This is a genomic window from Nonlabens sp. (genome assembly GCF_018401815.1).
Lineage (GTDB): Bacteria > Bacteroidota > Bacteroidia > Flavobacteriales > Flavobacteriaceae > Nonlabens.
The window spans coordinates 758,190-784,544 of the sequence record NZ_JAGYKG010000001.1; the positions used below are offsets into that span (position 1 = coordinate 758,190).

The window sequence follows — 26,355 nt, forward strand, 5'->3', positions numbered from 1 at the left end:
TCATTTCAAAGATTGCTCTGTTACGAAGGTTTTTTCTTGTTGCGATTCTTGATAAATGTTACTACTAATAATAGCACGACCAGAAGAGTAACCCCTATGATAAAATATCTTGCAATTTCCATAATAATATGATATTGATTGGTGTTTTAAATTTAATTAAAAGTGAGTAATAAAAAGCCCCTTCTAAAAAAAATTGCAAGACCCTCCTTTACAATTGGTTTTGGATCCTCAAGACGGAAATTTCTAAAAACCAAATCCGCCCACTATTCCATCGCTTAAAAAAGTGAAAAGTCATTTCAAATTGCATTTTCTCATTCAAGTTCAGCTTCAAAGTCCTTATCTTTAAGCTCGAAAATAAAAATCACATCATGAAGAAAATGCTGTCTTTTCTCTTTACCAGTTCCTTAGTTATATCTTTTGCCCAAAGTCCGGAAGCAACACCTGCTAGTGAGATTCAAAATAGCTTGGAAAAAATGGAGCAAATGGCCTCCTCTTCTCCATTTAAAAACTTGGAATTTAAAAATATTGGACCCTCAATAATGTCTGGTCGTGTCGTAGACGTGGATGTAAATCCAACAGACCCAACAGAAATGCTCGTTGCTTATGCCAGCGGTGGACTCTGGTATTCCAATAACAATGGAACCAGCTTTACTCCTATTATGGATACTGCTGCAACTATAAATCTAGGAGACATTGCTGTAGATTGGGATTCCAAAACCATCTGGGCAGGAACTGGAGAGAATAACTCGAGTCGTAGTAGTTATGCAGGAATAGGCTTGTTAAAATCTACAGACTGGGGTAAGACCTGGAGCCCACCTATGCTTACCGACTCCCATCATATAGGCCGTATTTTAATCGACCCTAAAAATACCGATCATGTCGTCGTTGCCGTTACTGGACCTTTATATTCTAGCAGTGAAAATCGCGGAATTTACACGTCAGAAGATGGTGGAGCTTCCTGGAAAAAAACTCTTTTTGCTACTGATATGGCAGGTTTTATTGATCTCGATGCTGCACCAGAGAATTTTGATGTTATGTATGCTGCGAGTTGGGAAAAAGACCGTAAAGCGTGGAATTTTGATGGAGATGGTACAGCCAGTGCGATTTATAAGAGTACTGATGCAGGACAAACCTGGACTAAAATAACCACAGAAGCAAGTGGATTCCCTATTGGAACTGGTGTAGGGCGCATAGGTCTTGCTGTATATAATGCAAATACAGTTTATGCCATTCACGATTCTCAATTTAGAAGACCTGAAGAAGGTGCAGAGGTTAAAAAGGAAGGCCTACAAGACCTTTCTAAAGATGATTTTAAATCCATGTCCAAAGAGAATTTTCTTAAACTGGATGATAATCAACTCAATACCTTCTTAAAACAAAACGGCTTTCAAGAAAAATACCGTGCACAAAACGTAAAAAATATGGTGCGTGCGGGAGATGCTACTCCTCTAGATGTAGCAAAGTATTTGGAAAATGCTAATACACAACTTTTTGACACCCCCGTAAAAGGAGCTGAACTCTACCGTTCTAACGATGGTGGAAAAACATGGATTAAAACGCACGAAGGACAAATAGATGATGTATTCTATAGCTATGGATACTACTTTGCTCAAGTAAGAGTAGATCCTAGCGATGTCAATCATGTTTACGTTATGGGTGTACCTATCATCAAATCTGACGATGGTGGTAAAAACTGGAACTCTATTTCTAAAGAAAATGTTCATGCCGACCATCATGCGCTTTGGATCAACCCCAACAAACGCGGGCACCTCATCAACGGTAATGATGGTGGCCTCAACATTTCTTATGATGATGGCAAGACCTGGATCAAAAATAACTCTCCTAGTGTAGGACAATTTTATGCGATTAATTATGATTTAGAACAGCCCTACAATATATACGGTGGCTTACAAGATAATGGAGTTTGGGTAGGTGCCCACGATGCAAAAGAAAACAGAGCTTGGCACCAACAAGGACAGTATCCTTGGAAAACGATTATGGGTGGTGACGGAATGCAAATTCAAATTGATTCTAGAAATAGTAATATCGTTTATACAGGATATCAATTTGGCAATTATTACAGAATTGATAGAGAAAAAGAGAAGCAGACTTACCTACAACCTAAACATGAACTTGGGGAATCTCCTTATCGCTTCAATTGGCAAACTCCTATTCTATTAAGCTCCCACAATCAAGATATTCTTTATCTAGGAGGTAATAAATTACACCGATCTATGAATCAAGGTGACGACTGGACAGCAATATCCCCAGACTTGACTCAAGGTGGTAAAGAAGGAAATGTAGCCTATGGAACGCTGACTACCATCAGTGAATCCCCGTTCCAATTTGGTTTGATATATACCGGATCTGATGATGGGTTGGTTCAATTTACCCAAGATAGCGGTGTGAGCTGGAACGCGATCAAAGGAAACTGGCCAGCAAACTTATGGGTAAGCCGTGTAGTAGCTTCTCAACATAAAAAAGGACGTGTTTATGTCGCTCTTAACGGGTATAGGTTTGATGACTTTAGTCCCTATGTTTACGCGAGTGAGGATTACGGAAAAACATGGCGTTCCTTAGGAAAAACACTTCCAACTTCTCCAGTAAATGTGATTATTGAGCACCCTAAAAAAGAGAACACCTTGTTTTTAGGAACTGATAATGCCAGTTACATCAGTAGCAATACGGGCACTTCTTGGGAATTATTAAACAATGGTATGCCTCCTGTTGCCGTTCACGATATGAAAATACAGCCGATAAGCAATGACTTATTAGTAGGCACACACGGACGGTCTATTTATACAACTAACTTAGATGCTCTCGAATTAATGAGTAAGGGCGATTTCGCTTTCGCGAAAGTGAACAAAATAAAAGCTTCTTCAAGATATGGGGCGCCACGTTTTATGTGGAGTGAAGGCCCAGAGCCTAAAATTAATCTTACATTTTACACAAAAATGGCAGGAAAAGTAAAAATTGAAGTCCTTAATGAGAAAGGACAAACCATATATGAAAATGCTACCACAGGCATTAGTGGGCTTAATTATTACCCCTATAATGGAACGGTAGGTGAATATGCTTTAAAGAAATTTGACAAAGAAAACAGACCTAAAAAAGCAGAAAACGGAAAGTATTACCTGCCTAAAGGAACTTATTCTATCCAATTAACTGGTAATTCTGGAAGCGCTAGTCAAGAATTAATCGTAGAGTAAGCCTATGAAGAACTGCCTTCTCCTTATTGCTGCTGCTAGCATCATGAACAGTTGTATGGAAAAACACAGACCTCTAACAGATACCTTTCTTATGAAAACGACCATACAACTGGAAAACGAACAGGTCTACATCAACCTTTCCAAACCACTAGACATAAGTCTTGCGGTACAACATAAAACTGGCGTTGGTGCCTGGTATATCGACCAACCGGAAATCAGCTATGTAGAGGTAGATGGTTATGTAGGCAATGTAAAATTAGGCGGCTCGACTAATTTTAACAATGTTCATTTTAACCCGCACAGTCATGGGACACATACGGAGTGTATAGGTCATATTACAGAAGAATTCCACAGTGTCAATAAAGCGCTTGATAACACCTTTTTTAAAGCCCAATTGATGAGCGTGACGCCACAAGAATTGGAGGGTGATCTAGTGATCAATGAATCAGTGACTAAGGTTTTAGCAACTGGAATAAAAGCTGTTGTCCTGAGAACTTTACCCAATCCAGAAAGTAAAAAAGGTAAAAATTACTCTAATAGTAACCCCCCCTATATAGATGCTAGATTGATGTTGCGCTTTCGCGAAAGCGGTATTCAACACATTTTAATCGATCTACCCAGTGTAGATAAAGAGAAGGATAATGGTGAGTTACTGGCTCATAAAGAATTTTGGAATTATAATGGGGAGCAACGGCTTAACGCCACCATTACAGAATTGATTTATGTTCCTGACCACATAAAGGATGGGCTGTATATGTTGGACCTTCAAGTAGCTCCTATAGAAAATGATGCTGCACCTTCACGACCTATTCTCTATGAGTTATTGTAGAGTTTTATACGGATCTAATCCCTTTATGAGATTGGCATAAGCGCTTACTGATTTTTTTTACAGCCGTAAGATTTAAAAAATAAAGCAACTTAGAATCCCCTAGATCCTGCTGTAGCTATTGTAAACAATAGGTAAATGCTCTCTAAACCAGAAGAAAGCTGCCAAAATAAAAGATATGCCCCTAGTTAAAAAGCCATAAAGAAACCATCATGCAAATAGACGAGCTTAGAGATTATTGCCTTTCCAAAAAAGGAGTGACAGAAGAGTTTCCCTTTGATGAAGTAACCCTAGTTTTTAAGGTTATGAATAAAATCTTTTGTCTGGCAGCGCTTAAAAAATGGGAGCGTGGAGAAAAAACGATTAATTTAAAATGCGACCCAGTAAAAGCTATAGAACTTCGTGAAAAATACTATGGAACTGTAATCGGCGGTTTTCATTCTAATAAAAAACACTGGAATACTATTTATACAGATCGCGATATGCCTCCAGAAAAACTGAAGCATTGGATCAATCACAGTTACGAGCTTGTAGTATCCAATCTAACGCGAAAGGATAAAGAAATTTTAAAAAATAGTTAGGAACAGATGGTAAAAATCACTTGTATAAATGGCATTTTATAAGTCTAATTCCTTTTATTTATAGCCGGTTCTTTACATCAATCGCTCTAGCTACATTTCAGAATATTACATCCAATAACAAAAAACAAACTCTTGGAATCAAAACTCCACTCTTTTTATAACCAGCGCATTGCTCAATTCACAGATTCTAGCAATCATTTACAAAATCAATTGCGACTTTCTAGTACGATTCGTTTTTTAGTATTTATTGCTGGAGCTTTTTCTATTTACTTCTTTTTTGATTATTGGCAATACGCCATTCTAATTGGATTTATATTTTTTGGAGTCTTTCTGTTTCTGGTTTCTAGACATGAAAATCTGAAACGCAAACGTGATTTTCAAATTGGATTAAGGGATATTAATGGTAAAGAATTACAAATTCTAGATCGAGATTATCAAGGGTTCTCAACGGGCAACGAGTTCTTATCAGATGATCATGAGTACAATCGTGATATTGATCTTTTTGGTACAGGATCTATCTTTCAATACTTAAATAGAAGTGTTACTAAAGATGGTGTGATCTCGCTGGCACAAAAACTCAACAGCAATGACATCAACGACATTGAAAAAAAACAAGAAGCGGTAAAAGAACTGGCGGATAAAGTTGATTTTCGACAAGAGTTTTGGGCAAAAGCCACTTTGCTAGATCAAGATCGCGATCCAAAATCCATGCTGCGTTGGGTTACGGATTACAAAGTTTTTGTACCTAAAATATTTTCTTGGTTATGCTGGTTATGGTTGGCAATCAGTATCCTCACCTTTACGTTGTATTTCTATGGTTTAGTTTCTGGTTATCTTCCATCTGCTGTCTTTTTTATTGGCTTGGGAATTACTGGACAATATATAAAAAGGATCTCTGCCTTTTCTGCTAACATCAGCAGTCTGGAATTGTTTTTTAATCAGTACAGTCAGTTGATTTTAGCTATTGAGCAAGAAAACTTTGAAAGCGAGGTGCTCGTTAGTTTAAAATCACAGATCGCTACGGATGGTCCTCCAGCTTCAGAACGTTTTCACGAGCTTGCCCGAGCTATAGGAAGGCTGGATCAAAGAAATAACATGCTTTTTGGTGTCGTAGCTAATGGGTTAGGCCTATGGGACTTAAAACAAGTATATACCATTGAACAGTGGTTGCAGGAAAACGCCTTGCATGTAGAGCATTGGTTACAAGCTGCAGCAGAAGTTGATGCGATGAGTTCGCTAGGTAATTTTGCCTATAACCATCCTCACTATACCTATCCTACTATTGTAGAAGGAAGTTTTCAGTTAAAAGCTACCCAAGCACATCATCCATTATTGGACCCTAAAAAGTCCATAGGAAATGATATTGACATTTCTTCCGGTGAGTTTTTTATCATTACTGGAGCTAACATGGCTGGGAAAAGCACCTTCTTAAGGACTGTATCCATGAAAATAGTGTTGTCTAATGTAGGATTACCGGTTTGTGCACAAGAAGTAACTTACAGTCCTATAAAGCTTATTACGAGCATGAGAACAAGCGACTCGCTAACAGATGAGGAATCTTACTTTTTTAGCGAGTTAAAGAGGCTGAAATACATGGTAGATAAAATAGAAACGGATCGGTACTTTATAGTTCTAGATGAAATTCTTAAGGGAACCAACAGTCAGGATAAAGCAAACGGTTCACGTAAGTTAATTGAAAAACTCTCCAGAAAACATGCGACAGGAATCATCGCTACGCACGATCTGAGTCTTACCGAAGTGGCTAATGAATACAACAGCATTTCTAACTACTTCTTTGATGCTGACATAACCAATGATGAGCTGATATTTGATTACAAGTTCAAAAATGGCATCGCTACTAATATGAACGCGAGTTTCTTATTGAGAAAAATGGGTATCGTGGATGAGTAGGCAAAAAACCTTATGACTTTTTAAAAAATGTCATAAGGTTTTTTATGTGCGTATGAGCTGTATTGATTTCTTTCTTTAAAGGGACTCATTAATCTTATAGAAGATATCATAAATCACAATCCCTGCGCAAACAGAGATGTTGAGACTGTGTTTTGTACCGTATTGCTCTAACTCAATGACTTCCTTACAAGCATCTACTACCTCTTGTTGTACGCCTTTAACTTCGTTCCCTAAAACAATGGCTACTTTAGCGCCTTTTAAAGGAGAGAATTTGTGTAGGTTTTCAGAACGCTCTGCTTGTTCTATAGCACAGGTAGTATAGCCTTGCAAGTTGAGCTTATTAACTACATCAATAGTGTTCACTGCATACTCCCAATCCACAGTTTCTGTAGCTCCTAGTGCTGTTTTTCTGATATCTTTATGTGGTGGTTGCGCTGTAATGCCGCATAGGTAGATTTTCTCCACACGGTAAGCGTCTGCACTGCGAAAAATTGAACCTATATTATTTAAACTACGCACATTATCCAACACAATAACTAATGGTGTTTTATCACTTTCTTTAAAACCTTCCATAGTCAAGCGGTCCAGTTCTTCATTCAAGAGTTTTCTCATGTGTCAAATATAGTAAGATCTATTTTTGGGAAATCACTTAACCTAAGTTCCAACGCTATTGTAGAATTAATTCAAGCCAATTAAGAGCTACTATAAAACAGCTTATCTCTTCAAAGAGAAGTGCCCACCAAAGGTTTTTATAATTCCGTTTTCTTGATAATTTACTTGAAACCAATAATCCGAAGATGCTAACGGCTGCCCATTATAAGTGCCGTCCCATCCTATTCCTGCCGGATCTATTTGTTTCAATACCTTTCCATACCGATCGAAAATATAAATAGTTGTACCAGCTATTTCATTGAGCCCTACAATATTCCAAGTGTCGTGATAACCATCGTTATTAGGTGTAAAATATAGCGGATACCCAACAACATTCAGTGGTATTTCTACACTAGCACAACCTTCTAAATCTTGTATGACTACTGTATGTGGTCCAGGGGATACATTGTCGAAGCTACCATTATATTGCCATGCACCATCATCAAGTCTAAATATATACTGAAATGCAGGTCCTGTGGCAAATGCTTCTATTCGTTGCCTTTCATCAAAAAAACGAGTAACTACTTGCGCTCCAAAATCATCTGGCGGACCCAATTCTCGCACCTCGATAGTTTGAGAACTATTACAGCCTGTTACTGGATCAGTAACGGTAACCGTGTACCTACCAACTGTTACCGCTGTTAGTGTTGCACTGCTTTCTCCATTTATAATATTGCCGTCTAATTCCCATGTGAAGCTCCAACCATTAGAAAGAAGACCTGTATCTAATACAGGTGGAGAGTCAGAAGTATTTAAAACTCCCCCGGTACTATTGAGACATAAATAATACAAATCAAATAATTGCGGCACAGGAACTTCATTGACAATAATATCAAAACTTGTAGTGTTAACACAGCCGGTGCTATTTTCTGTTCTCACATAAATGGCTTGTGGTGTAGTAGTGTTATCAAAACTAGTAAAATTACCTATTTCATTAATGCCATTAGCAGCATCTGACAGCGAAATGTAATAAGAAACTGTGACACCTGTGTTTTGTCCATTTAGAATCGCAGCTTCATTAACTGTAAGGTTGAAAGCTTCCGTTAAATCACCTGTATTGCTATCATCACAGACTATAATAGAAGGTGGTGCAACCGCTTGAGGGGCCTCTTTTACTTCTAAATCGAGTGTTGTTGAACTCACACAACCCGTGGTGTTATCCTCAACAATTACAAAAAGTGTTTGTGGATTAGAAGTGTTGGTATAAGGACTGCTCAGCTCGTTGACTCTATTAACAGCATCTAATGCTGTGGCATAATAAAATAGGGTCACCCCAGTAGCTCCTCCTGTAATGCTATTGCTTCTAGACGTTAAGTCAAATTCGGTCAATCCATCACCTGTGGCATCATCACATAGTTCATATAATAAAGGCCCTGTAATCGCAGGCGGTGTGTCATTTACAATAATATCAAATGAATTAGCTGTATTAAAACAACCAGAATTGTTTTCCTCTAACCGTACAAAAATGGTCTGTGGATTAGCTGTATTACTATAAGCTTCCGGATTCAAAATAGCTGCCACAGCATTATCTGCATTACTTTGCGAATTGTAATAGCTTATGCTCACATCTGTAAAATCTTGAGTTCCTATGAGATCATTTTCTACGACTCTAAGATCAAAAGTAGCTGTTCCACTGTTTAGAGTTTCATCCTCACATAATATCAAATCACTAGCCGCTTGAGCTGCTTCTGGCTCCACATTAACGACAATGTTAATACTAGTTGTATCAAAACAGCCGGTATCATTTGTAGCAACTACTCTTGCATAAATGGTTTCTGGTGAAATAGAGTTGGTAAAGGTTGCTCCTAATGCATTCATGCCGGCATCAGCATTAGCTTGTGTGGTATAATAACTTATAGTTACGGTTCCTGGGGTGTAGCCTGGTCCTACTAGAGGATCAAAATCTGCCAATGTTACTGTGGTAATTCCATCGGTATCATCGTCACAACCCACAATATCCTGTACTGGAGCTGCAAATACATCATCTACTATTAATTGAAATGGATAAATCACCTCACAACCAAAGAGATTATCTTCTACTCTTACAAATAAGGTTTGTGGATTACTAGTACCTTGATAATTCGTGGTAGTAGGAACGGCATTTGTCTGATTTTGAGCATCTACTTGAGACTCATAAAAAGTAACTGTATAGTCAGTCGCATTCAATGAAGTGAGTAAAAGGCTTTCAATAATAGTTAAATCAAAAGAGCCTACTCCATTTGGATCGCAGGAAATAGCATCTGGTGGACGAGCATCTGGCAGATCCACAAATTCTAAACGTACACTTGAATTTGCAATACAACCATTAGAAAAAGTAATTTCGACCTCGTAAAAACCGTTTTCGGTAACATCCAGGGTAGCATTGGTTTCTCCAAGAATTATAGTTCCTGATTGACTCCATACATATGAAGCACTAATCCCTGGCAACAATGACAATGATGCGTCTAAAACATAAACATCACCATAACAAAGTGGATTGCCCCGACTAATGATTCTACTTCCACCTAAATCTACACTTATATCAAAACTACCTCCTTCAATAAATACAGCAGAATCATATTCGGTATCACTGGCGTCAGCAATAACTAATTTAATATTGTAACTGCGATTAGGAACTACAACACTGGTAGCTGTTAAGACTGTGGTCTGCCCGTTAAATTCAATAGCACTTGTAGCCGCTGGGGCTCCAAGATTAGCTTCTCCAAATGTATTATTACCTAGATTATACTGATCAAAAAAAGCAGGATTGACAGGAGAACAGGCGGTTATTGGTGGATCGCGCACCGTAATAACTTGTACAGGCAAATTGGTTCCAGGAAGAGTTGCTAGATTAGTAACAGCTCCCGTGACACTATCGGTCAAAATAAATGCAAATGCATCTGCAAACTGACATTCAAAATTCCCATTATATTCTTCACTTGCAAAAAGGTAATCAAAAGATATAAAACTTGCGGTAGGCACAAAATCAAAAGAAATCCATGTGGCGTCTGTAGAAATTAATGGGGAACCCGCCGCTGCCATTACACTTTCCAGATCATTATCGTTTCCTGAAAAGAGGTTGTCGCTTCGGTCTCCAAATGAATTAGGCCCATTGGCATTTAAGGCATTCCCTGTCGATAAAATGATTCCATCACTTAATGGAAATGAGGATCCATTATCTTGAAAATAAGCAATCCCATTTGCATTTGCTCCAACACCGGTTCGGGATTGAATATTTGTAATAGGTGTACAGCCTCCTTCAAATAAGACCCCGTCAATAAGCTGATCTACCGTAAACGTTGTATTATCAGTAGTTATTTGTGATAACCCAGTCTGCAACTGCACAAAAGCAATAACAATAACGATATACTTATAAGTAATTTGCAATTTTGTCTGTTTAAAAATATGTCTTCGATATGGGACTTTTACAATATCCTTTTTAATTCTATGCAATTAATAACACCCTCAATAGCCTAATTCATTTACCCATCACCTTGCTTAAAGCAAAAATAATACAAATTAAATATGTATAATGCCCATTCCTATAACTTTTAATTTCAATGATGGACTCTTTGTCCACTGCTTTCCGTTAATGTCTAGTATGGCTATAAGACTATTTCACAAGTGATACATATAGTGAATACTCCATACACATATAGATGTGCTATAAGCTTTGACCAATACCATTTTGATGAAGCTTTCGCGAAAGCAGTAAAATAATAAGGGCAACTTTATTGTTGCCCTTATTAAAAAATATTTTAAGTTGTCTTCTACAAGTTTACCGCAGGACAATTACAACTCCATCTGTCTTTTTTACATAAAAAATCAATCCCTAAAGTAATTTGATGGAAGCCCCCGTTTGCAAATTGAATGTCACCAAACTGGTAACTGTAATTATACCCAAAGGTAAATTCCTTGTGTTTGATGCCAAAAATTGGAGACAAAAGCGACAAATTTTGTTCTTGTACACTATTTCCGTCTAAGTACTCGGCACCATCAAAACTCTGACGGTAAGAAAGTCCCATATACAGCACGCTGTTATCATTTAGATCGTAATATGCTTTTGCATTAACATCTATAAACTGCTCTTCTGTGCGATCTGTGCGCTGGTAAAGCACAGAAGGCTCAAATTGCCACTCACTATTACGTGGAGCAAATAAATGCCCCAAAGTGGCTATATAACGACGCTGATTGGTGCTTTCAAAACCTTCCGAATAAATTTCACGATTTTGGAAAATAGCATTCTTTACCGTAAAATGTGCATAAAATTCTTTGTAAAAATAAGACATTCCTATATCGACATTAAAGTAAGAATCACTTCTAAGAACTCCCGTAATAATCGGGTCAAAATCAGTAAGGTCAAAATCCGACTCATCCAATCTGCTTTGCACCATCCCAACATTCATACCGAAAGAAAGACGATTTAAATCTTCAAATCCTCCTCCTACTTGAAGGTGGTATGCATAAGAAAGGTAAGCCCCTGTCTGTGAGTGATAACCGTTTTTATCGTTAAACAATATAGCACCTATACCACTATTCTCTCCTACACCAGTATTAAAACTTAATGTTTGCAGGTTAGGAGCGTCTTCTTGATCAAACCATTGTTGACGTACAGTACCTCTAACTTTGCCACAAGCTGCTGCTCCCGCCATAGAAGGGTGAAGTAAGTAATAGTTATCCATTAAGTAATCTAAATAAACTGGGACACCTTCTTGTGCCATGGTAAGCTGACCGCTAAAAACGACAGCTAATAAAATGAATAGTTTCTTCATGTTTAGTTTTATGTAACTTCTTAATACAAAAAGCCTTAAAAATGTTTTATCTATGGTGTTTCCTAATTGACGTAATAAAATGAAACAAAATAAATTGTTAGGGCGCATTTTAAAAAACCAAGATTTAATTCAGTACAACATGTAATCATACCAAAAGTTTCAAATATATAAATTTTTGGTATAGGATAGGTATTATTACGAATTATGTTGGAGCTACTATGAATTAATATCATGTTAGAATCAGAACCAGCCCTGATAAGAATAAAAAAATAGCCTTTATAGTAATTATCAATGCCCGGTATCCTTACATGTTATCCTTGCTAGGCTTATCTTTGTAGCAGATCAAAATAATCATGGAGAATCATCAAATTAAAATAGTTCCTACCAGTAATGAAGCGATCATTAAATTTGAAAGCAATCATTTTCTAGTAAAAAATCACAGTTACGAATTTAAAAATATAGATGAAGCAAAGTCTTCGCCTCTTGCGCAGCAGTTGTTTTATCTGCCATTTGTAAAAACGGTTTATATCGCACAAAATTTTATAGCAATAGAACGATATGATATTGTTTCTTGGGAAGATGTGCAGGCTGAAGTTTCAGAACAAATAGAAAACTATCTAAACAGCGGAGAGCTCCTCGTAAAAACAAACGAAGAAAAAAAGAAAGTGCCCGTAACTGTTTACGCTGAAGCTACGCCCAATCCTAATGCCATGAAGTTTGTGGCTAATAAAAAACTCACTGTAAACAGTAAAGAATTTAAAAGCATCAATGATACAGAAATCGACACACTTGCTAGAAATCTCTATTCCTTTCCTTTTATTAAAGAACTTTATGTAGATGAAAATTATATCTCTATTCAAAAGCACGACGTCGTATCCTGGGATGAAGTGACTCATGAAGTGCGTTCTTTTATAAGAGAAGCGTTAGAAAGCGGCTCTTCAATAGGAGAATCAAAACACGAAAGTACCGCTATAGTCAAGGAAAAAGGGGAGTCAGTCGACTTACCCAAATTTGAGAATCTAGACGATATCTCTAAAAAAATAGTTGAAATTCTTGACGAATATATCAAACCAGCCGTCGCCAGTGACGGAGGTAACATTGTTTTTGAAGGTTATGAAGAAAGTAATGGTGAAGTTCGTGTTATTCTACAAGGAGCCTGTAGCGGTTGCCCTTCTTCTACCATGACCTTGCGCAATGGTATTGAAACCATGCTGAAAGAGATGATCCCAGGTAAGATAGAACGTGTAGTCGCCTTAAATGGTTAAAATAATTGCTCTAGTAGCCGCTATAAAAATACCATTATTGCCGTCTAAAAGACAAAAAAGTCCTAGCACCCTGCTAAAACAGATGAATAATAGAACGAAAAACCATTAGAGCGCGCCTGTAAAAATATGGGAAACGCACAATCAGTGCACATCAATAAGTAAAAAACTCAGGTAAAAATATGCTGCCCTATCAGCATATAGTGCGAACTTCAAAATCTCTATAAAGCGAAAGTTTTTTCTTTGGCAAGATATTTGCAAATTATACAATTCATCAATAAAATAACCTTATGAAAAATCACCTGTTACTTGTTTTATTTATAGGTATGTGTTCTTCCATTTTTGCTCAAGGCAACTTTTCTATTTATCGCGATAATGGCAATAATCTAGAAACCAATTTCTACAAAAAGCTATCTACAAATTTAAAAAACAACCGAGGAGATGTTACTGGCAATCCATTTATGGAAGAAAAACTGGAACTCGGCTCCTTAATTTTAAACGGTGGTGTTGCTCAAGTCTTCTATATGAGGTATAATGTTTTAGAACAACGCATAGAATTTAGCGACACTAATAATGTAGAGACATTAAAAATGTTGCCTCGAGAGAATAACATTCTTATTCAACTAGATGGTAAAACCTACCAATATTTAAATCTAGGGAATTTACCCGCTGGATATTATGAAATAGTAACAACCTTTGATGAAGACACGCTCTTACTTGTTCACCACAATAAAAATAGTTATAACATAGAACAAAAAAGCTCTTATAATTCTTCTCAAAAATCAAAACTTAAAAGCAGTCAAAAAATTTACTTTCTCGATAATAAAAATGCCATCGAAATTGACAATCATATAAAGCGTTGTTTAAAAGCTTTTCCAAAATCTACTCAACCTGTTTTAAAAACTTATATCAAAGAAAATAAGCTGAAATTCAATGATGATTACAAAGGACTGATTGCTCTGCTCAACAAGTACATCACTTTATAATTACTTGTTTATCCTGCCTTAAATTCTTTCAGATAAAAAGGTTCAAAATAAGCGACATCCACCGTGTCACTTTTTTTATACTTTTCTATAGCAAGGTCACACAACGTTATTGCGGTAGGATTTGAGGTGATGTACCGGTGCTGTTCTTCTTGAATCAGCTCTCTAAATTTTTCGACTCCAGTACCTATAAATGTTAGATTTCCGCTTTCGCGAAAGCGAGAAAAACTTTCTTTTTCTAATACTACTGCAGACACTTCTTGAACTATTATTTGATGTTCAAAGACAGCCGCATACACTTCCATTCTTCGCGCATCTAACATGGGTATTGTCACGCCCGAAGAGGTATTTTGTTGACTCAAAGACTCTAATGTGCTTATGGCCATCATAGGAATATCTAGCGCATAACACAATCCTTTAACCGAGGCGACGCCTATACGCAATCCTGTATAAGAACCAGGGCCTTCACTTACAGCAATCGCATTAAGATCTTTAGTAGAAAAATTATTGCGAGACAAAATCTCATCTATATATATATGCAACCGTTCTCCATGGCTATAACCGTCACTGTTATCCTCCAATACGTCCAAACAGTGAAGAATTCCGTAATCATTTGGAAATCCCCCGTTTTCGGTCGCAAGCGCTACAGAGCAGTTAGTAGAGGTTGTTTCTACACACAATATTAAAGACATGATTAAGCTTCTTTATCTTCTTCGGAAGAGTTGGTATTAGTGTCTTTATCTTTTTTTACACGTACTGCTTTTCCTGATTTTAAAGTCTTGGTGACCGTTCTATAAGGTCCAGTAATTACTTTTTCTCCTTTTTCAAGGCCCGTCAGTACCACTATGTTTTTATCGTCTTGAATACCTGTAGTGATTACTCTTAATTTGGCTTTCCCATTTTGTTCCAGATAAACACATTCAAATTTTTTATCGCTTATAGTTAGTTCTCTAGACCTGTTATTGTCTTCTACAGTGTCATTTTTAATGACAATAGCACTTATAGGAACTGCAATGGCATCTTTCTTTTCTCTTGTAATAATATCTACCGTTGCGGTCATTCCGGGCTTAAAAGGGCTGTAGTTTTTACCTTTACCTTCTAGAAGTTCGGTATAACTCTTGGGCAAAATCCTTACCTTGACTTTAAAGTTAGTCACTTGATCTGCACTTAATGCTCCAGTAGCAGTGTTGGCAATTTCAGTTACTTCTCCTTGAAATTTTCTTTTTAAATAAGCGTCTACTTCAACAATAGCTTTATCTCCTATTGCTATTTTAACGATATCATTCTCATTTACATCTACCTCAACTTCCATTTGAGAAAGATCTGCAACACGCAGTAATTCTGTTCCTGCCATTTGTTGTGTTCCCACCACTCGCTCACCTAACTCGACGGCAAGTAAAGAAATGGTTCCCGTCATAGGGGCAAAAATACTGGTACGGCCTAAGTTGTCTGTGGACTCAATTACCGTAGCGCTTGCACTTTGCACTGAAAAATAAGCAGAACGTTCTGAAGCTTTTGCTCTTTGATAAGCTGCAGTAGAAGCATCAAATTCTGATTGCGAAATCACTCCTTTTTCAAAGAGCTGAGAAGCACGTTGGTAATTTGCTGTTGCTTCTACAAGACTTGCTTTTGCTTGTTCAAAACCTGCCCTAGCATTAGCCAGTCCAGCTTTTGATCTGCTTACGCTAGACTGTAATAAATCTGGGTTAATCTTTACGAGAAGATCTCCCTTTTGAACTGTTTGACCTTCTCTTATTGGTAATTCGACAATCTCACCAGGCACTTCTGGAGATATGCTTACCTCTACTTCTGGTTTAATTTTTCCAGTGGCACTAACCGTTTCTGTAACATCCATGGCGGTCACTTCCATCACTTCTACTGATATGCCTTCCTCACTACTCGCAGCAAATGCTTTATATCCAAAATAGCCCAATACAGCAACAGCTATTAGTATTACTATAATAATTATTGCTTTCTTCATAATTGATTGATTTATAATCTTAACTCGTTAACTGGTATACCAAAATACAATTCCAATACTTTTAAATTAAATATATACTGGTATTTCGACTGGATCACTTGATTTTCAGCACTTACCACTTGTTGCCTGCTCTGTTCAAAATCAAAGGCATTGAGCAGTCCTACATTATATCTTTCTTGTGAGTATTGAAAAGCAGTTCTTCTAGCTTCGAGTGTTTTTAAGGCACTGGAATAAGCCACTTTAGAACCTTCAGCATCGGTATAAGCTCTATAAACTAATGCTTCTAAATCTAATTTTGCCTGTTGTTCTGCATAATTAGCTCGCTCTAAATTAATTTTTGCTCGTTCTACTTGGTTTCTTGTAGAAAAACCATTGAAAACAGGGACATTCAGTGAGATTCCATAGGAGATTCCATCTAATAAATACAACTGATCTAAAATTTCAAGATCTGTATCTTCTTGAGCATTAGTGTTATAATTTAAAAATCCTGTTACCGTAGGAGCATATCCTGATCTAGCAATTAAAAGGTCTTGGCTAGAAAGCTTTTTATTTATTTCAGCGATCTTGATTTCGCTACGAGTATCTAGGGCATTGTTTACCACAAGATCCACTTCATTATCTAAAATACTGGTAACCGGCAACGAATAATCTACTTGAGCCACATCAAAATTTTCGTAATCTTCTACCATCAGCAGTTGAGCAAGGTTTAATTTTGAAATAGCGAGACTATTCTCTGCGGTGATTATTTGTTGGTTTTCACTCTCATAAGTAGCTTGAATTTCTAATAAATCACCTCTAGGCAAGGACCCTGCTTCTACCAAGTTTTGAGTTTGCTTAATTTGTGAATTAGTAACTTCATGTTGTTTTAATAAGACTTGTAAGTTTTCTCTATTGAAAAGTACATTCAAAAAGGTATTGGCTACATTGAGCGCTGTATTATCAATTAAGTTTTGCAATCTATAATCTGCTGCTTCTGCAGAAAGGTTGGCCCGTTTATACTGTCTAAAGCTTCTCAAGCCGTCGAAGATGGTTACTCCAGAGCTAGCTCCACCAGATAAGTTGGTCCTTTTGTTGTTTTGAAAACCAGAAACTGGATTAAATTGGAACCCCTGAGACACAGTTCTTCTCGCAGATAAGTTCAATGAAGGTAGAAAATTACCTAACGCATCTCGCTTTTCTACTGCCGCAACTTCTTTGTCTAATTCTCCATTTTTTATAGAGATATTTTTGTCTATAGCTTGTTGGATGCACTCTTGTAGGGTCCATCTGTTATTTTGTTGCGCTTTCGCGAAAGCGAAACTAAAAAGAACAATGCTGCAAATTATTAACTTCTTCATAATATAACTATGTCTATATGTAGATCTCAAATGTGATTTGTTACAAAAAATTAACCTCCAAATCCGTTGCGACCTGCAGGAATCTTTAAGGCGTTCCAAACTTTGATATTATCTCCCTCGTTTACTCCAGAAAGCACTTCCACATTGATACCATTGCTCAACCCCAATTCTATATCGCGACGTTCAAACTGCTGGTCGCCTATAAGGATTTCTACAAAGGGTTTTTTGGTTTGTGGATCATACTGAACTAAAGCCTCTTTAATACTCAACACATCATCTCTTCTATCGAGAATAATACTGGCATTTGCACTTAGTCCTGCTCTTATAAAAGTGGGATCTTTTGCTGCTTTAAGAGTTCCTTTAATAGCAAATTGAATAGCTCCATTCTCTGCAATTCCTTTAGGTGCCACATAATCTAAAGTAGCATCAAACTTTTTATTATCAAAAGCTCCTACAGTAATTTCGAGGGCAAGACCTTCTTTAATCTTTCCTACTTCACTTTCATCTACCTTTCCTTCAAAGATCATTTTGTTCACGTCAGCGATCATGGCAATGGAAGTGCCTTCATTAAAGTTATTGGACTCGATAACTTGATTTCCTTCTTTAACAGGAACGTCTAGTACCATCCCAGAAACGGTTGCACGTATAGATGTTTGTGCATAGTTCCCCAAACCAGCAGTAGTACCCGTTCTTATGATATCATAGTTTTGTTGTGTTCCTGTTAACGTTACTTGTTCTTGTTTATACCTTTGTAAGGCATTGTTATAGGAGTTTTGAGCCAAGTCAAATTCATTTGCAGAAATCACTCCTTTATCAAAAAGGGTTTTCTGACGGTTGTAAATAATCTTCTGGTTATCTAGGGCTAGTTTTGCTGTTTCTAAAGATGTTTTAGCTGCTGCAATATTATTTTTAGCACTGGTCAAAGAGGACACGTTAGGGACTACTTTTATATCTGCAATAAGATCTCCCGCTTTTACAAAATCACCTGCATCTACATGTATCTTATCAATTACTCCAGAGATATTAGGCTTAATACTCACCTCTTCTTTAGGCACAATACTTCCTGTTGCAACGGTCTCTTTGATAATAGTTTCCTTAGTAGGTTGCTCTGTAGTATAGCTAATGGGATCTTCTCGATCTTTTTGCCAGATGTAATAAATTCCTGCTGACGCAAGTAGTAAAATTATAATAAGTGTAATGACAGTTCCTGTACGTTTCATTATGATTGCTTAATTATTATTCTGTTCTTAATGCATCTACTGGTTTCATAGTAGTTGCTCGTGATGCTGGTATAAACCCAGCGAGTAATCCTGAAATGGTTAAAATGATTAATGCGATGATAATTACAATAATATTTACGGACGGATTGGCAAAATTATCCATAGGACCACTTTGTTCCAATACATAATTCATGATCCAAATAAATCCAGAGGCAAAAGCAATTCCTGCAAGCCCTGAAATTAAGGTTAACACTATTGATTCTTGAAGAATTTGCGATTTAATATTCCATGGTGTTGCTCCTAATGCTCGGCGCACGCCTATTTCATTAGTGCGTTCTTTAACTACAATTAGCATGATATTACTAATTCCTATTCCCCCTGACAGCAGTACTAATGCTCCCACAAAATAGCCCACAAAAGCAAGTATATTAAATAGCCCATTGAACTTTGCAAACTCCTCAGCGACATCATTATTCCCTATAGCTCTATTATCTGTAGGGTGAACACTATGCTGCTCTCTCATAACGTCAATAATTTGCTCTTTTATAGTGGTAATACTAATGCCATCATAAGCAGTTAACGTCATCCATCTCACTTCATCTGCAGAGTTAAAGGCTTTTCCAAAAGTGGTAAAAGGAATAAAAATAGTGTTAGCTTCTTCCTCACTATCCCCATTGGTATTAGGATTATCAAAAACGCCTACAACCTTAAAATTGACTCCTTGAAGAGTGATATAGGTCCCTATAGGTTCTTCCCCTATATCATATAATGATTTAACGACATCTATACCTATTACGGCACTTTTCATTTCCTTCTGAATATCAGAATAGCTTAACCACCTGCCTTTCAAAATATCCATATATTGTTGGTTAATGAATTCTGGGTAATCCCCATTTACCTGAAAAGCACCCGTTTTTTCATTACGAGTAACGTTGTTAGCGCCTCGGTAACCGCCTAACTGTTGTCTAGGAGATACGTACTTTAAAGCAGGCAATTGTTGCTTAAGAGCCTCTACGTCGGCTAGTTTAAATTGTATTCTACGTCCTTTATTCATCCCCTTGTAAGGAATGGAAGTGCTCTGTCCCCAAATGTACATGGTGTTAGTTGCTCTATTAGCAAATTGAACACTGACCCCTGTTCTCAATCCATTAGTAAGAGCTAGTAATGCAACTAGTATAAAAATCCCCCAAAAAACTCCAAATGCCGTTAATAAGGTTCTCACCTTATTGGCATTGAGCGCCTCTAATATTTCATTCCACCTATCTCTGTTAAACATATTACTCGTCTCTTAATGCTTCAATCGGTTTGATATTTGCTGCTCGTCTTGCAGGTATAAATCCCGCTATAGCACCAGATACTACAAGAATTATCACTGTAGTAATCGCAGTAGTAAAGTCAACTGTAGGATTATCAATAAAATCATTTTGAATATAAGGAGCTGCTATTTCCAGCAGTCCTACTCCCAAAAACAACCCAACCAATCCAGCAAGACTGGTAATAAATATGGATTCTTGTAAAATCATCATAATAATCTCACTAGGTAAAGCCCCTAATGCTTTTCTAATCCCAATTTCTTTAGTTCGTTCTTTGACAACAATAAGCATGATGTTCCCTACTCCTACTACTCCAGCAATAATAGTTCCTAAACCTATAAACCAAAACACTGCTTTGATGACATCAATTAAATCAAAAAATGGCTTTGCTTGTTCTAAAGTATCTTCAACCCTTATAGCAACTCTATCATCTGGAGCTACAATAAATTTTTCTCTCAGATCTTGTTCAATAGATGCTGTCATTTGAGCACTTAACTTTGCGGTCTCATCAAAGTTTTTACCCATGTTCACCGTATATGCAATACGGTTGATGTTTTCCCCTTGATTAAAAACTCGTTGCGCCGTTGTAATTGGAATAAATAGCCTGGACTCTTCTCTAGTTCCTCCAGGATCTGTATAGACGCCTACTATAGTAAAGTTAATATTGTTATTTACTAGTATGGTCTTTCCTACAGGATCACTAAAAGGAAATAAATCCTCTTTCATTTGATAGCCTATTAAAGCCACTTTACGAGATTCTGCTATATCAGATTGGCTAATAAAACGACCATGTGACAGCGTGGCATTTTCAATAAACTGTTGATCTGGAAAAACACCTTCTATACGGTAACTCCCTTGTTTGTCTTTATAATTAATCTGCCCCCCCCAAGTCCTATAAAGACTAGTTTTATATTCTATTTGATCTTCATATTTGTAATTGAGACTTTCAAAATCAGCATTAGTCATTTGAAGTCTGCGACCAGGATTAAGACCTTTAAACTCTTTAGTGGTAGTTCTGGTGCTTATTTGAATTCGGTTGGTAGCATCACTGGAGAATTGTTCTTTTACACCATTGGCTATTCCTGAGGAAACTCCTAAAAGGATCACTAGAATAAAAATTCCAGAAGCCACCGATAAGCTCGTTAAAAAGGTACGAAGTTTATTCTTGCTTATGGTATCAAAGATCTCCTGCCAATGTTCTATGTTAAACATATGCTGAAGCTTTTATTTGGTTTACCAAGGTATCATCTATAATCCTGCCATCTTTAAGGTTCACAATACGTTTAGTCATTTGCGCAATATCAGGCTCGTGAGTTACGACTAGTATGGTCCTTCCTTCTTCGTTAATCCCTTGAATAAGCTCCATCACTTCATAAGAAGTTTTAGTGTCTAGTGCTCCAGTAGGTTCATCGGCAAGAAGTACTTTTGGATCGCTTGCTAGTGCTCTAGCGATAGCAACACGTTGTTTCTGACCGCCAGATAGTTGATTGGGTAAATGAGCCGCCCAATCTGCAAGACCTACTTTTTCCAGATAATGCATCGCTTTTTCATCGCGTTCTTTGCGGGCTACCTTTTGGTAATAAAGAGGTAGTGCTACGTTATCTTTAGCAGATTTATAATTAATCAAGTTAAACGATTGAAAAATAAAGCCTAAAAACTTATTGCGGTATTGAGCTGCAATGGTTTCATTCAAGTTTTTTATTGGGGTACTATCTAAGGTGTAAGAGCCACTATCTGCTTCGTCAAGCATTCCTAAAATATTAAGAAAAGTAGATTTTCCAGAACCGGAAGAACCCATAATAGAAACCAGCTCTCCTTCTTTTACAGAAAAATTAATACCCTTTAAAACATGTAGCGATGAATTTCCTGTCTTGTAGGATTTATGTAAATCGGTTATTTCAATCATGGTTTGTATTTGTTGACCTGATTGCGCAGGACCATATGACAAGACTGCAAATCTCCATACTTGTTACATTAATTCTTACAAATAAATGTTAATTCATCCCCAGCGGTATCCTTAAAATAAGTTAAGTTTTTTTGACGGAATTACTTTTTTGGGTACTCCTATAGATCATGTAGATGATCGCCCCTACTAAAATATATGGAAAAGCCATCAAATAGGTGATTCCATTGTTCAGCCCCTCGGCTGCTGCTGTATCTCCAGAGCTTTCTATAACAGCGCGGCACATGGCACATTGCGCTTTCGCGAAAGCGGGAACACTAAAAACAATGAATACTACAAGAGTCTTTTTCATGATGGTATATTAGTAGTAAGGCTGCATAAAAACATACACTAAAACACCAGTAATTGCTACATATAACCAGATAGGAAAGGTCCACTTTACAATTTTCTTATGCTTTTCAAATTTTTTATTCCAAGCAAAATACATGGTGTACAGCACCAAAGGCAAAATAATTCCAGAAAGAACAATATGTGTGAGTAAAATAAAAAGATATACTGTTTTTAAGGGAGCGTCATCAGGATAAGAAACTGGGTCATTACTGATCTTAGAAATCACATAACTCACTAGAAATATCGCACTGAGGACAAAAGCTGTAGTCATCACCCATCTGTGCGCTACACGATTGTGCTGCTTAATAAGAATAAAACCGCTCACTAATAAAACTGCTGTCATCCCGTTAATAACGGCATGAAATAAAGGCAACTGGCCAGATTCAATACCTAAAAAGTTATACCGCTCTGGCATGAGCATCAATACTACTACAACTAAAGGTACTATAATCGAAATGGCTATAATAATTGCCGGTCCTCTTTTCTCTAACATATCTTACTTATTTAAAAGTGTTTCTGCATCTTCTATAATTTCTTTAATCTGTGCTGGAATTTCATTTTCTTGAACACCGTTGTAGTGGTAAATCCAGTTTTCATTTTGGTCGTCAATTCTCACCTTTCGGGAACGTATGTACCCATTTCTATCTACCAGAGCAAAATTACCACTGTGTTCAAAACGTATAGCCTCATTGTCGCTCTCCCCCACATAAGCATTAAAGCCTTCTCGACTTAATTTATAAGTCGCCTCTTTATCACCAGTGAGAAAATACCAGTTGCTATGAGCATCGTATTTTTTTGCGTACTCTTTTAGTACTGCTGGCTGATCGTGTTCAGGATCTATAGAAATGGAAATAGTTCTAAAATCTTTTTGGCTTTTTAAGGCTTCACTGATTTTAGACATATTCCTGCTCATAGGAGTACAAATGGTCGGGCAAGTAGTAAAAAAGAAATCGATAACATATACCTTGCCTAATAAGTCTTTATTAGTAATTGTATCTCCATTTTGATTGACAAATTGAAAATCAGGTACTTTATTGAATTTCTTCAAAAACTTATCGGCCACAGGAACACGATCTTCAGAGCGATTGCTGTCTACGACTTTATCTTTATTGATATAATGAATAACGTTTGTTATAGCAAAGTATCCAAAAATAATAATAATGATGCCAAGACCAATATAATACGGAGTGTCCTTTTTCTTACTCATCTTTTTGAATTTGTTTGTCTCTGTTTTTCTTAAAAGCAAATCTATACTCTGCTAGTAACACTCTCATATCGTCCATCATCCTTTTATTGAGATTTGCAATCAAGTAAGTGTCGTAACCATAAACCATTCCTAGCTCTTCATCATCTGTACGACCCCTTAAATTTAATTGTTTATCTACTACAAATGCATGTTCTGATGAAAGATCCTTGTTGAGTGTCAAATTAGACTTAAAAGAGTTGAATAGGTTTTGTATGGCTTGATCACTACCTACGAGAAAATGCCAGTCGGCAAGATCTGTTGTTTCGGCCATTTGAGCTTTGATTTCTTCGATATCTTTGACCCCTTCCTCTGGCAAAATACTGATCATTTGATACCCGTCAAATTGATGGAAATCTTTATAAATCTTTTCATTGATATTAGAAACATAACCTATGCGGTTATAAGGATTGCTTCCTAGAAATGTAATAATGGAAACGCTGTCCTTCAACTGAATACTAGGGCCTTTTATGGTTTTAAACGCAGATAGTTCCGACACATTTTCTGTGACTACAGGTAAGGTTTTAAAATGGTGTTCACCGTTTAAAAAAAATAAATAGGTGAGAAGCGGCAGTGCAAAGAGAATAAGCAATACACTGACTATAGCTACTCTACTGGTTTTTTTAATTCCTTCGGCTTTGGGAAAATCTGGCATGGTCTAAAGTGGTGAATTATTTCAAAATAAGGTATAAAAAAGGACGGAAGAACCGTCCATTATTATATGATACTGTAGTCGTCATTAAAAGTCTGTACTTACAGCAGCGTCTCTATATACTTCGTATATATACTCCCCTTCTACCAATAATATAGCGATTAAATAAATAATTAGGAACACCGCTGTCCATACTACCGCTCTTCTTAGACCACTGGTCTCATCACGCATATGCATGAAGTCCCATGTGATATAGTAAGCTTTTACCAGTGTTAAAATAATAAATATCCAGTTGAGATACTTAAGCTTTAGGAATGTTGCATTCAAAAGGTCAGGTTTGATATAACCCAAAGCTACCTCAACGATAGTTACCAAAGAGAGAAATATAAGTACTCCCCAGATCTTTTGCGTGTTGGTTTTGAACTTTACGAGACCTCTAAAAATCTCTAATTTGTGTTCTGCGTGTCCGTCAGTATGTGCTGCGTGCTCTGCCATGTTAATGTCTTAAAAAATTATACTAGGTAGAAGAATGTAAATACAAATACCCAAACTAAATCTACAAAATGCCAGTAAAGACCTACTTTCTCTACCATTTCATAACTGCCTCTTCTTTCATATGTTCCTAGAAGAACGTTGAAGAAGACGAGTAAATTAAATATAACACCTGAAAAAACGTGAAAACCGTGAAAACCAGTAATAAAGAAAAAGAAATCTGCAAAAAGTGGCGCACCATATTCATTCTGTGTCAGATTTGCTCCTTCAACAACACCCACACCATCTTTATTTAACTTTACTAACGCATCTGCTCTGGATAACACAAGCTTTTCACTAGCGCCAGTTTCTTCGTTTACGATAAGCTGCTGCGTTCTGATGGTTATATTAGGGTTGGCTTCAAAGCCTTTTTTAACCTCTTCGAAAGTATAGGTAGCGTCGTATTGACCAGAAGATTGAAACCAGATTCCTTGGCTATTACCATAAGGTGCCACCTCTCTAGTGCCTACTTCTACAAAGTCTTGAAGAGCTACTCTTTTTCCGGTATCTACCTCTAGAAATTGAAGTACTTTACCTCCTTTAGTTGTCACTGCTCCATATTCACCAGCAATAAAATTTTTCCACTCCCAAGCTTGGGAGCCTACAAATATCATACCCCCTATAACGGTAAGCAACATATAGAAAGCGACCTTCTTTTGTTTCATCTGGTGGCCTGCATCCACAGCAAGTACCATAGTTACCGAAGAGCCTATGAGTATAAAGGTCATCAAAGCTACATAAAACATAGGAGCGTCGGTCCCGTGAAGGAATGGGAAGTGATTGAATACCTCATCTGCAAGAGGCCATTCTTCAATAAATTTAAATCTCGAAAAACCATAAGCTGCAAGAAATCCTGTGAAGGTAAGAGCATCCGAAAGGATGAAAAACCACATCATCATTTTTCCATAACTGACATTGAGTGGCTGTGTGCCGCCACCCCATTTTTGTTCTTCGGTACCAGTAGATGCTACTGTTGAATCCATAACTTTAGATTAGTTGTAAGTTCTTGCAAAAATAGGTTAAAAAATATCTTTAGCAAAAACTAAAAACAGAAGAAGGAAAATCCATAACACATCTACAAAGTGCCAGAAAGTAGCTCCCAATTCAAAACCTAACATATGATCATTGGCATATTTTTTAGTCACTACATTAAAAGAAATGACTGTCAAGGAAATAAGTCCCGCAACGATATGCGCTAAATGAGCCATCACCATGATATAGATAAAAGATCCGGCAACACTACTTCCCTGCCCAGTAAAGAAAATACCTGCATCCGTTAAGGAGCCAAAAGCCATAAATTGCATGACTACAAATGTGGTTCCCAATAAAAAAGTGATTAAAGTTAATAAAGAAGCTCCTGAAAGGTTATTGCTTTTTAAACTTTTCTTTGCGAGGATTAAAGTAAGCGAACTCAATAAAATTACTCCCGTGCTGTAATAAAACTCAGTAGGTAGGCTTACTTCTACCCAGTCTCTACGGCTGCTGCTGATAATGTAAGCACTCGTTAAACCAGCAAACATCATCATTAAACTCATGATGGCAAACCACATCATCTGTTTTTTAGATCTTGCGATTTTTTCTTTGATAGGTAGTTGGGTTATATCTGTCATT

At 37.0% G+C, this 26,355-nt stretch carries 23 protein-coding genes; 6 read left to right on the forward strand and 17 right to left on the reverse strand.

Annotation, left to right across the window (positions count from 1 at the left end):
• The first annotated feature begins 368 nt into the window (after positions 1-368).
• From KG732_RS03370 to KG732_RS03385, 4 genes are all read left to right on the forward strand, one after another.
• Positions 369-3,209 carry a glycosyl hydrolase gene (locus KG732_RS03370; protein ID WP_213520965.1) on the forward strand — a complete coding sequence of 947 codons (2,841 nt, stop codon included), beginning with the start codon at positions 369-371 and terminating at the stop codon, positions 3,207-3,209.
• Positions 3,210-3,213: 4 nt separating this feature from the next.
• Complete coding sequence (locus KG732_RS03375) at positions 3,214-4,038, forward strand: cyclase family protein (protein ID WP_300980285.1); 825 nt, start codon at positions 3,214-3,216, stop codon at positions 4,036-4,038.
• A 209-nt stretch (positions 4,039-4,247) separates the two neighbouring features.
• Entirely contained in the window at positions 4,248-4,616 is a 369-nt protein-coding gene (locus KG732_RS03380) for an MmcQ/YjbR family DNA-binding protein (protein ID WP_213520966.1), read from the forward strand.
• A 132-nt stretch (positions 4,617-4,748) separates the two neighbouring features.
• The gene (locus tag KG732_RS03385; protein ID WP_213520967.1) at positions 4,749-6,527 is read left to right on the forward strand and encodes a DNA mismatch repair protein MutS; all 1,779 of its coding nucleotides are present in this window, start codon (positions 4,749-4,751) and stop codon (positions 6,525-6,527) included.
• A gap of 75 nt (positions 6,528-6,602) precedes the next feature.
• Here KG732_RS03385 and KG732_RS03390 read toward each other — a convergent pair whose 3' ends face one another.
• From KG732_RS03390 to KG732_RS03400, 3 genes are all read right to left on the reverse strand, one after another.
• On the reverse strand, positions 6,603-7,139 hold the full coding sequence (locus KG732_RS03390; protein ID WP_213520968.1) for an RNA methyltransferase: 537 nt from the start codon (positions 7,137-7,139) through the stop codon (positions 6,603-6,605).
• A gap of 102 nt (positions 7,140-7,241) precedes the next feature.
• Entirely contained in the window at positions 7,242-10,544 is a 3,303-nt protein-coding gene (locus KG732_RS03395; RefSeq protein WP_300980286.1) for a T9SS type B sorting domain-containing protein, read from the reverse strand.
• 383 nt (positions 10,545-10,927) lie between these two features.
• A complete protein-coding gene (locus KG732_RS03400) occupies positions 10,928-11,929 on the reverse strand; it encodes a type IX secretion system membrane protein PorP/SprF (RefSeq protein WP_213520969.1) in 1,002 nt (333 codons plus the stop codon).
• Positions 11,930-12,282: 353 nt separating this feature from the next.
• Here KG732_RS03400 and KG732_RS03405 point away from each other — a divergent pair, with 353 nt between their 5' ends.
• On the forward strand, positions 12,283-13,194 hold the full coding sequence (locus tag KG732_RS03405) for a NifU family protein (protein WP_213520970.1): 912 nt from the start codon (positions 12,283-12,285) through the stop codon (positions 13,192-13,194).
• A gap of 287 nt (positions 13,195-13,481) precedes the next feature.
• Positions 13,482-14,177 carry a hypothetical protein gene (locus KG732_RS03410; protein ID WP_213520971.1) on the forward strand — a complete coding sequence of 232 codons (696 nt, stop codon included), beginning with the start codon at positions 13,482-13,484 and terminating at the stop codon, positions 14,175-14,177.
• 8 nt (positions 14,178-14,185) lie between these two features.
• Here KG732_RS03410 and tsaB read toward each other — a convergent pair whose 3' ends face one another.
• From tsaB to KG732_RS03480, 14 genes are all read right to left on the reverse strand, one after another.
• Entirely contained in the window at positions 14,186-14,866 is a 681-nt protein-coding gene (gene tsaB / locus KG732_RS03415; protein ID WP_213520972.1) for a tRNA (adenosine(37)-N6)-threonylcarbamoyltransferase complex dimerization subunit type 1 TsaB, read from the reverse strand.
• A gap of 2 nt (positions 14,867-14,868) precedes the next feature.
• A complete protein-coding gene (locus KG732_RS03420) occupies positions 14,869-16,155 on the reverse strand; it encodes an efflux RND transporter periplasmic adaptor subunit (RefSeq protein ID WP_213520973.1) in 1,287 nt (428 codons plus the stop codon).
• A gap of 11 nt (positions 16,156-16,166) precedes the next feature.
• Positions 16,167-17,492, reverse strand: a complete 1,326-nt coding sequence (locus KG732_RS03425) for a TolC family protein (RefSeq protein ID WP_213520974.1) — start codon at positions 17,490-17,492, stop codon at positions 16,167-16,169.
• Positions 17,493-17,542: 50 nt separating this feature from the next.
• Positions 17,543-18,712: an efflux RND transporter periplasmic adaptor subunit gene (locus KG732_RS03430; RefSeq protein ID WP_213520975.1), complete on the reverse strand. Its 1,170-nt coding sequence runs from the start codon at positions 18,710-18,712 to the stop codon at positions 17,543-17,545.
• 16 nt (positions 18,713-18,728) lie between these two features.
• A complete protein-coding gene (locus tag KG732_RS03435; protein ID WP_213520976.1) occupies positions 18,729-19,988 on the reverse strand; it encodes an ABC transporter permease in 1,260 nt (419 codons plus the stop codon).
• 1 nt (position 19,989) lies between these two features.
• Positions 19,990-21,237 carry an ABC transporter permease gene (locus tag KG732_RS03440; RefSeq protein ID WP_213520977.1) on the reverse strand — a complete coding sequence of 416 codons (1,248 nt, stop codon included), beginning with the start codon at positions 21,235-21,237 and terminating at the stop codon, positions 19,990-19,992.
• Entirely contained in the window at positions 21,230-21,931 is a 702-nt protein-coding gene (locus tag KG732_RS03445; RefSeq protein ID WP_213520978.1) for an ABC transporter ATP-binding protein, read from the reverse strand. The genes KG732_RS03440 and KG732_RS03445 overlap by 8 nt, the downstream gene beginning before the upstream one ends.
• A 121-nt stretch (positions 21,932-22,052) precedes the next feature.
• Positions 22,053-22,280, reverse strand: coding sequence for a hypothetical protein (locus KG732_RS03450; protein ID WP_213520979.1), 228 nt, complete (start codon positions 22,278-22,280; stop codon positions 22,053-22,055).
• A 9-nt stretch (positions 22,281-22,289) separates the two neighbouring features.
• Positions 22,290-22,811, reverse strand: a complete 522-nt coding sequence (locus tag KG732_RS03455; RefSeq protein ID WP_213520980.1) for a DUF420 domain-containing protein — start codon at positions 22,809-22,811, stop codon at positions 22,290-22,292.
• A gap of 3 nt (positions 22,812-22,814) precedes the next feature.
• Positions 22,815-23,525, reverse strand: a complete 711-nt coding sequence (locus KG732_RS03460) for an SCO family protein (RefSeq protein ID WP_213520981.1) — start codon at positions 23,523-23,525, stop codon at positions 22,815-22,817.
• Positions 23,518-24,216, reverse strand: a complete 699-nt coding sequence (locus tag KG732_RS03465) for a membrane or secreted protein (RefSeq protein ID WP_213520982.1) — start codon at positions 24,214-24,216, stop codon at positions 23,518-23,520. The genes KG732_RS03460 and KG732_RS03465 overlap by 8 nt, the downstream gene beginning before the upstream one ends.
• An 84-nt stretch (positions 24,217-24,300) precedes the next feature.
• Positions 24,301-24,708 carry a cytochrome C oxidase subunit IV family protein gene (locus tag KG732_RS03470; RefSeq protein WP_213520983.1) on the reverse strand — a complete coding sequence of 136 codons (408 nt, stop codon included), beginning with the start codon at positions 24,706-24,708 and terminating at the stop codon, positions 24,301-24,303.
• Positions 24,709-24,725: 17 nt separating this feature from the next.
• Positions 24,726-25,727 (reverse strand): cytochrome c oxidase subunit 3, encoded by a 1,002-nt coding sequence (locus tag KG732_RS03475; RefSeq protein ID WP_213520984.1) that lies wholly within the window; start codon positions 25,725-25,727, stop codon positions 24,726-24,728.
• Positions 25,728-25,763: 36 nt separating this feature from the next.
• Positions 25,764-26,354 carry a cytochrome c oxidase subunit 3 gene (locus KG732_RS03480; protein WP_292890189.1) on the reverse strand — a complete coding sequence of 197 codons (591 nt, stop codon included), beginning with the start codon at positions 26,352-26,354 and terminating at the stop codon, positions 25,764-25,766.
• Position 26,355: the final 1 nt, after the last annotated feature.